10 protein-coding genes are annotated in these 12,759 nt (G+C 59.5%); 8 read left to right on the forward strand and 2 right to left on the reverse strand.

Annotation, left to right across the window (positions count from 1 at the left end):
• The first annotated feature begins 33 nt into the window (after positions 1 to 33).
• The 6 genes from tsaE to trxA are packed head-to-tail and all read left to right on the forward strand — an operon-like array spanning position 34 to position 8,848.
• Entirely contained in the window at positions 34 to 507 is a 474-nt protein-coding gene (tsaE, locus tag AC2FH8_RS15720; RefSeq protein ID WP_496690190.1) for a tRNA (adenosine(37)-N6)-threonylcarbamoyltransferase complex ATPase subunit type 1 TsaE, read from the forward strand.
• Positions 504 to 1,508 (forward strand): aminoglycoside phosphotransferase family protein, encoded by a 1,005-nt coding sequence (locus tag AC2FH8_RS15725; protein ID WP_496690191.1) that lies wholly within the window; start codon positions 504 to 506, stop codon positions 1,506 to 1,508. The genes tsaE and AC2FH8_RS15725 overlap by 4 nt, the downstream gene beginning before the upstream one ends.
• Positions 1,505 to 2,191, forward strand: a complete 687-nt coding sequence (locus AC2FH8_RS15730) for a nucleotidyltransferase family protein (RefSeq protein WP_496690192.1) — start codon at positions 1,505 to 1,507, stop codon at positions 2,189 to 2,191. The genes AC2FH8_RS15725 and AC2FH8_RS15730 overlap by 4 nt, the downstream gene beginning before the upstream one ends.
• Positions 2,184 to 5,111: a double-strand break repair protein AddB gene (addB, locus tag AC2FH8_RS15735; protein WP_496690241.1), complete on the forward strand. Its 2,928-nt coding sequence runs from the start codon at positions 2,184 to 2,186 to the stop codon at positions 5,109 to 5,111. The genes AC2FH8_RS15730 and addB overlap by 8 nt, the downstream gene beginning before the upstream one ends.
• Positions 5,108 to 8,467 (forward strand): double-strand break repair helicase AddA, encoded by a 3,360-nt coding sequence (gene addA, locus AC2FH8_RS15740; protein ID WP_496690193.1) that lies wholly within the window; start codon positions 5,108 to 5,110, stop codon positions 8,465 to 8,467. Before addB ends, addA begins: the two co-directional genes overlap by 4 nt.
• Before the next feature lie 60 nt (positions 8,468 to 8,527).
• Positions 8,528 to 8,848, forward strand: coding sequence for a thioredoxin (trxA, locus tag AC2FH8_RS15745; RefSeq protein ID WP_142637451.1), 321 nt, complete (start codon positions 8,528 to 8,530; stop codon positions 8,846 to 8,848).
• Positions 8,849 to 9,014: 166 nt separating this feature from the next.
• Here trxA and AC2FH8_RS15750 read toward each other — a convergent pair whose 3' ends face one another.
• Positions 9,015 to 9,209, reverse strand: coding sequence for a DUF1127 domain-containing protein (locus AC2FH8_RS15750; protein ID WP_142637449.1), 195 nt, complete (start codon positions 9,207 to 9,209; stop codon positions 9,015 to 9,017).
• A gap of 198 nt (positions 9,210 to 9,407) precedes the next feature.
• Between AC2FH8_RS15750 and hslV the strand changes: the two genes are divergently transcribed.
• Entirely contained in the window at positions 9,408 to 9,959 is a 552-nt protein-coding gene (gene hslV, locus AC2FH8_RS15755) for an ATP-dependent protease subunit HslV (protein ID WP_142637447.1), read from the forward strand.
• A 14-nt stretch (positions 9,960 to 9,973) separates the two neighbouring features.
• Here hslV and AC2FH8_RS15760 read toward each other — a convergent pair whose 3' ends face one another.
• The gene (locus AC2FH8_RS15760; protein ID WP_496690194.1) at positions 9,974 to 11,215 is read right to left on the reverse strand and encodes an MFS transporter; all 1,242 of its coding nucleotides are present in this window, start codon (positions 11,213 to 11,215) and stop codon (positions 9,974 to 9,976) included.
• A 180-nt stretch (positions 11,216 to 11,395) separates the two neighbouring features.
• Between AC2FH8_RS15760 and hslU the strand changes: the two genes are divergently transcribed.
• Complete coding sequence (hslU, locus tag AC2FH8_RS15765) at positions 11,396 to 12,703, forward strand: ATP-dependent protease ATPase subunit HslU (protein ID WP_142637444.1); 1,308 nt, start codon at positions 11,396 to 11,398, stop codon at positions 12,701 to 12,703.
• Positions 12,704 to 12,759 lie beyond the last annotated feature (56 nt).

Genomic DNA, 12,759 nt, shown 5'->3' on the forward strand with positions numbered 1-12,759 from the left:
GCAGCCAATCCTGCGTGGGGCCATTGTGGCGCCATGACGTTACCACCCCTCAGGATCACCCTGAATTCGCCCGAAGATACGACAAATTTTGCCAGTCGGCTGGGCGCGATTCTGCATCCGGGCGACATCCTGCTGCTGCAGGGTGAGATCGGAACCGGTAAGACCCATTTCGCGCGCAGTCTGATCCAATCGCTGATGACCCGGCCCGAGGATGTGCCCTCGCCCACATTCACGCTGGTTCAGGTCTATGACACCCGTAAAGGTGAGATCTGGCACTGCGATCTATACCGGCTGAGCGCGGTGGAGGAAGTCGAAGAGCTTGGGCTGGCCGAAGCGATGGAGCAAGCGATCTGCCTGATTGAGTGGCCCGAGAAACTGGGCCCGCTGACACCCGGTTCTGCCCTGACGATGACATTTGAAACAGACCCGGACATGCTGGATATGCGCCACATCACCCTCACATGGACCGACGAAAAATGGGCTCAAAAACTGGAGGTCAGCGAATGACAAACCGCGCCGTCCTTGCCGAAGCTCTGATTTCACACACGCCGTGGTCCAAGGCCCGCCGAGAGCCTTTGGCGGGGGATGCCTCGAACCGCCGGTACGAGCGCCTGACCGACCCGGTCACGGGCAAGTCCGCTGTTCTGATGGATTCGCCCCCGGGGCAGGCGGAACCGGTCGAAGCCTTCGTACGGATGGCCCGGCATTTACAATCTATCGGGCTAAGCGCCCCACAGATCTACGCCGAAGACACGCAATATGGGTTTCTTCTTCTGGAAGACCTTGGCGATGACCTGTTCGCGCGGGTTCTGGTCAAACATCCCGATATGGAGCGGGAATTATACGAGGCGGCAACAGATGTCCTGATCAAGTTGCGCGAGGCCCCGACCCTGTCGCTGCAATCTTACGGCCCGGCACTGATGACCGAACTGGCGGCCCTATCCTTCACCAAATACGCCCAAGGGGTTCTTGGCGAATATGACCGGGATGCACAGGATCGGTTCGAACACCGATTTGCTGATATCCTGCATCAAGAAACATCCGGCACCAAAGTTGTTGTCCAAAGGGATTACCACGCGGAAAACCTGATCTGGCTCCCTGACCGCCAAGGGGTTGAGCGCGTTGGATTGCTGGATTTTCAGACCGCCATGCTGGGCCATCCTGCCTATGATCTTGTGTCTTTGCTTCAGGATGTGCGCCGCAAAGTGACGCCGGGTACGGAAATGCGGATGGTCAGCCACTATATCTCGGCTACGGGTGTCAACGATCATGATTTCCGCAGTGCCTATGCCGTGCTCGGGGCCCAGCGAAATCTGCGGATTCTTGGTGTGTTTACCCGGCTTGCGACCGAGTATGGCAAACCCCATTACATCGATTTGATCCCCGCTGCGTGGGGCCATCTGATGCGGGATCTGGATCACCCGGCGCTGGTGAATGTTGCCGACCTGCTGCGCGCGGCTCTGCCCGCGCCGACACCCGAAAACCTGAACAGGCTCAGAAAGAGATGACCCAGCCCCCCAATGCCGTCATGCTGTTCGCAGCCGGGTTCGGCACCCGCATGGGCACCCTGACCCTGAACCGCCCCAAGCCGCTGATCGAGGTAGCCGGGCGCCCGCTGATCGACCACGCGCTTGATTTGGTTGACGCGCTTGGGCCGGTTCGCAAAGTGGCCAACCTGCACTATCTGCCGGATCAGCTTGAGGCGCATTTGACGCCGAAAGACGTACATGTTTCACACGAACAGCCCGACATTCTGGATACTGGTGGCGGCTTACGGGCAGCTTTGCCTTTATTAGGGTCTGAATCAGTGTTCACGATGAATTCAGACGCCATTTGGTCCGGCCCGAACCCGCTGACAATACTGCGCGCCGCCTGGAACCCTGATTTGATGGACGCATTGCTAATGTGCATCCCGACCGCGCAGGCGATTGGTCATGCCGGCGCCGGAGACTTTACTGCTGATGAAGCGGGCCGGATTACCCGCGGCCCCGGATTGATCTACGGAGGCGCGCAGATCATGAAGACGGAAGGGCTGGTCGAAATTCCAGACAAGGTGTTTTCGCTGAACCTGCTTTGGGATCGGATGCAAAAGAAAGACCGGCTGTTTGCCCTAACCTATCCCGGCCGCTGGTGCGATGTTGGCCATCCGGAAGGGATCGCCCTTGCTGAAGGTCTGTTGGCGGATGTTTGACCCCTCACCCCTGCCCCGCGTCTTTGCCGTACCTCCGGGTGTGGATTTTCCAAAGACGCTGGTCCGGGGGTTGAGAAATCGCTGTGCCGCTCTTCCGCCCGAGGCTTTGGCCCGAGTGGAGCTGGTTGTTAACACGCGGCGTATGGCTCGCAGGGTGCGTGAGCTATTCGACCAGGGCCCTGCCTGTTTGTTGCCGCGCCTTTCACTGGTGACTGATCTGGGTGAAAGCGTGAATCTGGCGCAGATACCACCCGCAATACCGCCCCTGCGACGGCGGCTGGAATTGACGCAGCTGGTCTCGAAGCTGCTGGATCAACAACCGGATCTGGCGGCGCGCTCGTCTTTGTTTGACCTGTCAGACAGTCTGGCCGCATTGATAGATGAGATGCAGGGCGAAGGCGTTTCACCCGAAGCGATCCGGCGGCTGGATGTCACCGACATGTCCGGGCATTGGGCCCGCGCGCAGGCGTTTATCGGGATTGCGGATCAGTTCATCGACACAGAAGACGACATCCTGGACACGCAGGCCCGGCAGCGCCGCGTGGTCGAGAACCTAATCAAACATTGGCGAGTGGATCCACCTCAGCACCCGGTCATTCTTGCCGGCTCGACGGGGTCACGGGGAACGACACTGATGCTGATGCAAGCCGTTGCCTGCCTGCCGCAGGGCGCTTTGATCCTGCCGGGTTTTGACTTTGACCAGCCCGATCAGGTCTGGGCTCAGCTGGATGCGGCGTTAACCTCTGAGGATCACCCGCAATACCGGTTCCGAAAACTCATGAACCAGCTTGGGCAGAGCCCGGATCAAATCACAGCCTGGACCCAGGACAATCCACCCTCACCCGCCCGTAACAGGCTGATATCGCTTGCGTTACGCCCTGCCCCTATCACGGATGCGTGGATGTCCGAAGGCCCGCAACTGACCGATCTGCATGGTGCAACCAAGGACCTGACCCTGGTCGAGGCGCAGTCCCCTCGGGCCGAGGCCTTGGCCATAGCGCTCCGCTTGCGAGAGGCGGCTGAAACCGGCCAGACCGCCGCTCTGATCACCCCCGACCGCATGCTGACCCGTCAGGTCAGCGCTGCGCTGGACCGGTGGGACATCCTGCCCGATGACAGTGCTGGCCTGCCGCTGCAACTGTCCCCGCCCGGACGGTTCCTGCGCCATGTCGCGGCCCTGTTCGCGCGTCGATTGGACGGCGAAGCGCTGTTGACCCTGCTGAAACATCCGCTCTGCCATGACGGGGGCGAGCGTGGCTCTCATCTGTTGCACGCCCGCGATCTGGAACTGGACCTGCGCCGCCACGGGCCGCCATTTCCGGATGCCGCCAGCCTGACGGCATTTGCCATCCGCAAAGAGATGCCCGAAGGTTGGGTCCATTGGTTGGTGCAGCATTTCTGCGACCAGCAAATTGCTGATGAGTTGCCACTGGCGGATTGGGTTGATCGCCTCTGCGGGTTGGCTCAGGCCATTGCCGCCGGTCACACTGACGATCCCGGTACTTTGTGGGACAAGAACGCCGGTCAAAAGGCCCTGGCGGTTGTGACCGAGCTGCGAAATGAGGCTCAGCATGGCGGCACCATGACCGCCCATGACTTTGCCGATCTGCTGGGTGCTTTGCTGGCCGGAGAAGAGGTCCGCGACCGCGACGCGCCACACCCCCGGATCATGATCTGGGGCACGCTCGAGGCCCGGGTGCAGGGCGCCGATTTGCTAATCCTTGGCGGTTTGAACGAGGGCAGCTGGCCCGAGGCGCCCGCGCCTGATCCCTGGTTGAACAGGCAGATGCGCGATAAGGCCGGGCTGTTACTGCCAGAGCGGCGCATTGGCCTGTCGGCACATGACTTTCAGCAGGCTATCGGCGCGCCCGAGGTCTGGCTGACCCGGTCGACCCGGTCCGACGATGCCGAAACCGTTCCTTCCCGCTGGTTGAATCGGTTAACCAACCTGTTGAGTGGCCTGGCAGAACAGGGTGGCCAAACCGCCCTGGCAGAAATGCGCGGCCGAGGGCGGCAATATCTGGGGTGGTCCGAACAACTAGAATACGCTCCAGAAATCAAGGCGGCACCGCGCCCATCTCCGCGCCCTCCGGTCGGGTCGCGCCCGCGCCGCCTGAGCGTCACAGAGATCAAGCGCCTGATCCGTGATCCTTATGCGATCTACGCCAAACATGTGCTGCGGTTGAAACCACTGGACCCTTTGGTTCAGGCCCCGGATGCGCTGCTGCGCGGGATCGTGATCCACGAGATTTTGGAGCAATTCGTCAAGGACAGCGTGCTGGACACGGCCTTGCTGACGCGCGAAAGCTTTTTGAAACGCGCCGAAAGCCTGCTGGTCCAGCATGTCCCATGGCCCACAGCGCGCAAATTATGGCTCGCGCGGCTGGAACGGATTGCGGATGATTTCCTGCGGGCCGAGACCACCAGGCGCAGCGATGGTGGGCCTGTGGCTTTTGAGGCCGCGATGAAGCTGGCGCTCAGTCCGCTGGATTTCACCATAGTCGGGCGCGCCGACCGGATTGACCTGAACAGCCGCGGAGCGCTGCGGCTGGTCGATTATAAAACCGGTGCGCCTCCGACCGAAAGTCAGCAGGCCAAGTTTGACAAACAGTTGCTGATCGAAGCCGCAATAGCCGAGCAGGGCGGGATCGAAGGGTTTGACCCGCTGCCTGTGGCCGAAGCAATTTTTATCGGCATGGGCGGCACCTATAAAGAGGTGCCCGCGCCTCTGACCAAAGAGCCGGTCGACAAGGTCCTGGCTGAGCTGAAACAGCTGCTTTCCTCTTATTTAGAGCCTGATCAAGGCTTCACCTCGCGCCGCATGCTGCACAAGGATACCGATATCGGGGACTATGATCATCTGGCACGTTTCGGAGAGTGGGACCGAACCAGCAACAGCGCCCCCGAGGACCTAAAATGAGCGCCCGCAACGACGCAACCGAACGACAGGTGCAGGCCGCACGACCCGATGCCTCGACTTGGCTGGCGGCCAATGCAGGATCTGGCAAAACGCGGGTTCTGACCGACCGGGTGGCACGGCTGTTGCTGGACGGGGTGCAGCCGCAACACATCCTGTGCCTGACCTACACCAAGGCCGCCGCCAGCGAGATGCAAAACCGGTTGTTCAAACGCCTCGGTGAGTGGGCCATGCTGGGGGATGCTCCACTTTTGGCCCAGCTGACCGATTTGGGTGTTCAGGGTGCGATTGACCCGGACCGTCTGGCACAGGCCCGCACATTGTTTGCCCGCGCGATCGAAACGCCCGGCGGACTGAAGATTCAGACCATCCACTCTTTCTGCGCCTCGCTGCTGCGCCGTTTCCCACTTGAGGCCGGGGTCAGCCCGCAATTCACCGAGATGGAAGATCGGGCCGCCGCCTTGTTGCGCGAAGAAATCGTTGAGGATTTTGCCCAAGGGCCGATGGCCAATCTGATCGGCGATGTCGCCCGTTTTGTGACTGACACAGGGTTCGACAAACTGACCGCCGCCATCACGCAAAAGCGCAACCTGTTTGCGCAGACGGCCGATTGGTCGCAGGTTTTGCAGCAATTCAATCTGCCCGCCGGCTTTGACGAACAGCTCTTGCTGGGTCAGGTGTTTTTGGGGGGTGAGGTCGATCTTATTCGCAGCGTCCTGCCCGCACTGACCGAAAGCGGCGGGAACAACGCCAAGGCAGCCACCAGGCTTGCGGCCTTCACCCGCGCCGAAATCGGTGCGCTGCCGGTGCTTGAAGATGTATTTCTGACCGGAAAGGCGGCCAAGGACCCATTTATCGCCAAGATTAACGCTTTCCCGACCAAACCCCTGCGCGAAGGTGTTCTGGCGGGTCAGATGCCACAGCTAGAGGCGTTGATGCTGCGCATCGAAGCCGCGCGTGAACAGCGGCTTGCACTGGTTGCAGCCCGCAAAACGCTGGCACTTCACCGGTTCGCAATGGCCTTTCTGCCGGAATATGAACGGCGCAAGCAACTGCGCGGCTGGCTGGACTTTGACGACCTTATCCTGCGCGCCCGAAACGTACTGAACGACCCGGCGGTAGCGTCTTGGGTATTGTACCGACTGGACGGCGGGATTGACCACATTCTTGTGGATGAGGCCCAGGATACCAGCCCGGACCAATGGGACGTCGTCGAAAAGTTGGCGCAGGAATTCACCAGCGGGGAGGGGGCCCGGTCCGGGATTGAGCGCACTATTTTCGTGGTGGGTGACAAGAAACAATCGATCTATTCCTTCCAGGGGGCCGACCCTCAAGCCTTTGATCGGATGCAGGCCGAATTTGGGCGGAAACTGGAAGAATCAGGCTCTAAACTGTGGGATTCTACGCTGGAGTACTCGTTCCGCTCCTCCAGCGCCATTCTGTCGCTGGTGGATATTCTGTTCGAAAACCGTGCCGAGGCCGGGTTTCACAAAGAAAGCCAGCACCGCGCCTTCAAGTCCGATCTGCCAGGGCGCGTCGACCTGTGGCCGGTGGTCGAAAAAGTCAAAGACGAGGAAGATACCGAATGGACCGACCCGGTGGACCGCCCTGGTGCGCGCCACCATACCGTTGTTCTGGCCGAGCAGGTTGCACAGTCGATCAGGGATATGATCGAACAGGGGGAAACCATCCCCGAAGATGGCGAGGTACCGGGCAGTTTCGTCCGGCGAAAGGTACAGCCGGGGGATTTTCTGATCCTCGTCCAGCGCCGCTCGGACCTGTTTGCTGAGATCATCCGCGCCTGCAAGGCTGCCGAACTGCCGATTGCAGGGGCTGACCGGTTGAAGGTCGGAGCCGAGCTTGCGGTCAAGGACCTGGCGGCTCTGCTGAGCTTTTTGGCCACGCCCGAGGACAGCTTGTCGCTGGCCACGGTACTGAAATCTCCTCTGTTTGGATGGTCAGAACAGCAGCTTTTTGATCTGGCGCATCGGCGGCAAGAACAATTCCTGTGGGCGGCGCTGCGCAATCGGGCCGATGAGTTTCCCGATACGCTGACAATTCTGAACGACCTACGCGGTCAGATCGACTTTCTGCGCCCATATGACCTGATCGAGCGGATTCTGACCCGTCATCACGGGAGGCGCCTGCTGCTGGGTCGGCTGGGCCCCGAGGCCGAAGACGGCATCAACGCGCTGTTGTCACAGGCGCTGGCCTATGAACGCACCGACATTCCAAGCCTGACAGGTTTTTTAGTCTGGATGCAGACGGACGATCTGGAGATCAAACGGCAGATGAGCGGTGTCGGCAACATGATCCGCGTGATGACCGTGCACGGATCGAAAGGGTTGGAAGCCCCCATCGTGATCCTGCCGGATACCGGCAGACGGCAAGCCCCGCGCGATGCCGAGATCATGGTGACGGATGCTAAGCCACTATGGAAAGTACCGGCAGACGCGTCCCCGGCGCTGATCGCGCAGGCGCGAGCCGAAGCGCGCGAACGGGAAGAGAATGAACGGTTGCGCCTGTTATACGTGGCGCTGACCCGTGCAGAGAAGTGGCTAATCGTTGGTGCGGCAGGGGATGTCGGCAAGGACGGAACCAGCTGGTATCAACTGGTGCAGGCGGCTATGGCGCGGGCAGGGGCAACAGCTCTGCCCAACAGTGAGATCCTGCGCTTGTCGCACGGAGATTGGCATGGTCCGGAATTTATCGAACACACAGGTGCCGTTCGTGCCCACAGCGAATTGCCGCCGACCTTCCTGAATTCCGCCCCCGCCATTGATGCGGCGCCGGAAACCCTCAGCCCGTCTGATCTGGGCGGGGCCAAGGCCTTGCCCGGGGACATGGGCCAGGATGAAGAGGCCGCCAAGCTGCGCGGCACCCGCCTGCACCTGCTGCTGGAGCATTTGCCGCGGGTCCTTCCTGAGAACTGGCCGCAGCTTTGCGCGCGGGTTCTTCCCGATATGCGTGAGGCCGAGCGGCAAGGATTGCTGGCCGAGGCGCAAAATGTGTTGACGGCGGATCACCTGAAGGCCGTGTTCGCCCCCGATACCTTGGCCGAAGTCCCGGTAACGGCCGATCTGGGCGGGCGGCGTATCCATGGTGTCATTGATCGGGTGATCGTCACCAAAACGGACGTCCAGGTAGTTGATTTTAAATCGAATATGACAGTTCCAGACAATGCAGCAACCTGCCCCGAAGGACTGCTGCGACAGATGGGTGCCTATGCTGATTCATTGTCGCAGATCTATCCGGACCACGAAGTCAGAACCGCAATTCTGTGGACCCGAACAGCCCAGCTGATGTGGCTGCCACACGATCTGGTGAAAGCTGCGCTAACCCGTGCGCTGACGCCTTGACCTTGGCATACCCGACACCTAGTTTCAGTGACCAAGCATTCCCCATTCAGGAGACAGAATATGTCGACCGTAGCTGTTACCGACGATACTTTTGACGCCGAAGTCAAGAATTCCGAAATCCCCGTAGTTGTCGATTTCTGGGCCGAATGGTGTGGCCCCTGTAAACAGATCGGACCCGCTCTGGAAGAGTTGGCGGCTGAATATGGCGACAAGGTCAAGATCGCCAAAGTCGATGTAGACAGCAACCCGAACTCTGCCGCCGCCATGGGCGTACGTGGCATCCCGGCGCTGTTCATCTTCAAGGATGGTCAGGTCGTTTCGAACCGCGCAGGCGCCGCACCGAAAGCCGCGCTGCAAAGCTGGATCGAAGAAGCGCTCTGATCCGGTTCGGGAAACAACGTTTGAAGGCGCCTCATTCGGGGCGCCTTTTTTCGTATCTGGGGCAAAGCGCTTCCGCCTGAATTGTCTGACTGGAAAAAGCTGCGCAGAAAAAGAAAAAGCCGCCCAGACCCGGGCGGCTTATCTTGAATTCACGAATTCTCGTGGATCAGAGGGTGGTGATATCCGCGCGGCACAGGCCGATATCGTCCAGCTGTTCATCACTGAGAGCCGACAGGGCATTGCGGGTTTTGCGGGATTCATTCCAATCGGCGGCTTTTTCAAAAGCGCCAAAAAACGCGTCCACTACATGCAGGATGGTAGCTGCTCCGAGCGGCGCATGGATATTTGCGGTAGTTGCCATTTGCGCATTCCTTATAAACAGAAACAGCCGACCCGTTGTCGGTTGTGAGCCTCATGTAGGATTTTCAACTGAGTCCCACAATTGCTGGTTTTACAGCCCCGATTTGCGTTTTTTGCATATCTTATAAGCAAGTTGTGAACTGTTGCGCTGCGGATGAGACCGGCCCATATAGAACAACAGGCGAAAACGGAGGCCCCCATGGCAGACAGCGACTTTCCCGGTTGGCACGGCACAACCATTATTGGCGTCAAAAAAGGCGGGCAGGTGGTCATTGCCGGAGACGGGCAAGTCAGCTTGGGCCAGACCGTGATCAAAGGGACCGCGCGCAAGGTACGCCGCCTGTCACCCGGCGGGTTCGAGGTTGTCGCAGGCTTCGCCGGATCAACCGCCGATGCCTTTACCCTGCTGGAACGTCTGGAAACCAAGCTTGAGGCCACACCCGGCCAACTGGCCCGCGCCTCGGTCGAGCTGGCCAAGGACTGGCGCACCGACAAATACCTGCAAAAGCTTGAGGCGATGCTGATCGTCACTGATGGCAAGGATCTGCTGGTGATCACCGGGGCAGGGGATGTGCTGGAGCCGGAACACAACGTGGCTGCCATCGGATCGGGTGGCAATTTTGCCCTGGCAGCGGCGCGCGCGATGATGGATGGCGACAAACCGGCGGAACAAGTCGCCCGCGAAGCCATGGCCATCGCCGCCGATATCTGCGTCTATACCAATGGCAATCTCACGGTTGAGACGATCTAAGACGCAGAACTGTCTCAGGCCAACAGCTCTCGGATCTCTTTGCCTTTCCACCGCTTATGCATCCCGACCAGCCCCAACAGGGCGGTCAGGATCACGATGTAATAGGGCAGGCGGATGTCGATACTCATCAACCCGCCGCCGATCAGGGACATGACGCCCCCGGCCAAACAGAAGACAGCCGTGGTCACCCCCATGACCCAGCCTTGATCGGTGTCGCTGACACTGGAGGAAAACAGGCCCAGCAGTGTCGGGTATGAGACGCCAAAGAAGAAATAGAAGAAAAAGACCGGGACATAGCTCAGCACACCGCTGGGGCTGAAGGCGAAACCTAGGCCGCTGATCACCATCACAACCAGTGAGACATAGATGATCTGGTGTTTGCTGAACCGTTCCTGCGCAGGTTTGACCAGGAAGGTGCTGGAAAAGGCCAGCGCAACCCCAATGACGACCATGGCCATGCTGCCGCCGATGACCCCGTATCCAAATGCGCTGGTCAAGAAGTTGTCGACAAACACATAGAAGGTCACATTGGCGATCATAAACAGGCCATAGACCGGCATGATTTTCAGAACCATCGGATGTTCGCGCACCGCTATCAGGCTGTCGGTGATATCGCGGGGTCGAAAGACAAAGGGCTCACGCTCGGTCCGGGTATCCTTGAAATACGCGGCGACAAGGAAAATGGCGATCAACACCAGAACAAAGGCGCCGTAGAATGGCGTTTTCAGCGTCGCCGCGCTGCCCAGCAGGGCCGAGTCCGACAGGACCGCGCCAATAATGGGACCGCCAACCAGGCCAAAGCTGACACCTGTCACGATATAGCCCATGTTGCGGTCGCGGTCGGCGGCATCGGTGCTGCCGTCAATCATTGCCGCCTGCGCGATCGGCTGGTTGCCAGCTGTAAACCCGGTGATCGACCGGCCGACAATCAACAGCAGCAGGCTGTTGAGATACAGCGCGGCGATGGTCAGCGCATAACCTATCAATGCCCCTCCCAGACACACTAACAGCGCGTTCTTGCGACCAATGGAATCTGAAACCTTAGAGACATAGACCACGCCCAGAAACCAGGACAGAAAGAAACAGCCAATCACCAAGCCGTAGTAGAAATGCCGGGTGCCCATGGCCGTGTTTTCAGGCAGGAACCCCGATTTCGTCTCCATGATCAGTGAGTTGATGATCGGAAAGACCAACCCTTGCCCGATCAGGTCGACAAACACGACAAACAGCAGGGTGATCTTGGCAATCTTGGTCATTTCCGCGCTCCGGGCCCTCAACGCTTTGAAATCACTGTACCAGAGGCCGGGCGCTTTACCTATGGAAAGCATTTGCAAACCGGGTGGGGCATTGCTAACCAACGCTGCCGCCGTTGTTTTCGCCGTTGCGGTGATTACCTAGACCGCAGCCAACTTATGCCGACCGAAAGGACTGCCCCCGTGACCGACCTGACCCCGCGCGAGATTGTCTCGGAACTGGATCGCTTTATCATCGGGCAGAAGGATGCCAAGCGCGCGGTCGCCGTGGCGCTGCGTAATCGCTGGCGGCGCAAGCAACTGGCTGATGACATCCGGGATGAGGTTTATCCCAAGAATATCCTGATGATCGGCCCCACCGGCGTTGGCAAGACTGAGATCAGCCGGCGTCTGGCCAAGTTGGCCCGCGCACCCTTCATCAAGGTCGAGGCCACCAAATTCACCGAGGTTGGATATGTTGGCCGCGATGTGGAACAGATCGTGCGTGATCTGGCCGATGCCGCGATCCTGCAGACCCGTGAATTCATGCGTGAGGACGTCAAAGCCAAGGCCCATCAGGCCGCCGAAGACCGGGTGATTACTGCCATTGCCGGGGAAGACGCGCGTGAGGGCACCCGCGAGATGTTCCGCAAAAAGCTCAAATCCGGAGAGCTGGACGACACAGTGATCGAGCTGGAACTGACGGATACCTCAAGCCAGATGCCGATGTTCGATATCCCTGGCCAACCCGGCAGTCAGATGGGGATGATGAATCTGGGCGATATTTTCGGCAAGGCGTTTGGCGGGCGCACCGTCAAGAAACGCCTGACCGTCGCCGAAAGCTATGACATGCTGATCGGAGAAGAGGCCGACAAACTGTTGGATGACGAAACCGTAAACCGCGCGGCGCTGGAATCGGTTGAACAGAACGGCATCGTGTTTCTGGACGAGATCGACAAGGTTTGCGCCCGTTCGGACGCACGCGGCGGTGATGTCAGCCGAGAGGGGGTGCAGCGTGACCTGTTGCCTCTGATCGAAGGCACAACCGTCTCCACCAAGCATGGGCCGGTCAAAACCGACCACATTCTTTTCATTGCCTCAGGCGCGTTTCATATTGCCAAACCGTCCGACCTGTTGCCGGAACTGCAGGGGCGCCTGCCGATCCGTGTCGAGCTTCGCGCACTGACCGAAGAGGATTTCGTCCGCATCCTGACCGAGACAGACAACGCGCTGACCCGCCAGTACACTGCCTTGATGGGCACCGAGGATGTCACGGTCAGCTTTACTGAGGACGGCATCGCAGCCCTGGCGAAAATCGCAGCGGATGTGAACCAAAGTGTCGAGAATATCGGCGCACGTCGACTTTACACCGTGATGGAGCGCGTATTCGAGGAATTGTCTTTCACAGCCCCCGATCAGGCCGGTTTGGAAATCACCGTGAATGCACAGTTCGTTGACGACAATCTTGGTGAGCTGACAAAGTCTACGGACCTCAGCCGTTACGTTCTGTAATATCTCCAGCCGGTTTTTGCCGGTCCGCGTCATTGACCCCGCTGGACCTGGGATCA

It is taken from the genome of Ruegeria sp. CDSC025, from assembly GCF_059610805.1.

What these genes read in the sequence shown, in the direction of transcription:
- tsaE (WP_496690190.1), top strand. Translation starts at nt 34, where the DNA reads ATGACGTTACCACCCCTCAGGATCACCCTGAATTCGCCCGAAGATACG.
- AC2FH8_RS15725 (WP_496690191.1), top strand. Translation starts at nt 504, where the DNA reads ATGACAAACCGCGCCGTCCTTGCCGAAGCTCTGATTTCACACACGCCG.
- AC2FH8_RS15730 (WP_496690192.1), top strand. Translation starts at nt 1,505, where the DNA reads ATGACCCAGCCCCCCAATGCCGTCATGCTGTTCGCAGCCGGGTTCGGC.
- addB (WP_496690241.1), top strand. Translation starts at nt 2,184, where the DNA reads ATGTTTGACCCCTCACCCCTGCCCCGCGTCTTTGCCGTACCTCCGGGT.
- addA (WP_496690193.1), top strand. Translation starts at nt 5,108, where the DNA reads ATGAGCGCCCGCAACGACGCAACCGAACGACAGGTGCAGGCCGCACGA.
- trxA (WP_142637451.1), top strand. Translation starts at nt 8,528, where the DNA reads ATGTCGACCGTAGCTGTTACCGACGATACTTTTGACGCCGAAGTCAAG.
- AC2FH8_RS15750 (WP_142637449.1), bottom strand. Translation starts at nt 9,209, where the DNA reads ATGGCAACTACCGCAAATATCCATGCGCCGCTCGGAGCAGCTACCATC.
- hslV (WP_142637447.1), top strand. Translation starts at nt 9,408, where the DNA reads ATGGCAGACAGCGACTTTCCCGGTTGGCACGGCACAACCATTATTGGC.
- AC2FH8_RS15760 (WP_496690194.1), bottom strand. Translation starts at nt 11,215, where the DNA reads ATGACCAAGATTGCCAAGATCACCCTGCTGTTTGTCGTGTTTGTCGAC.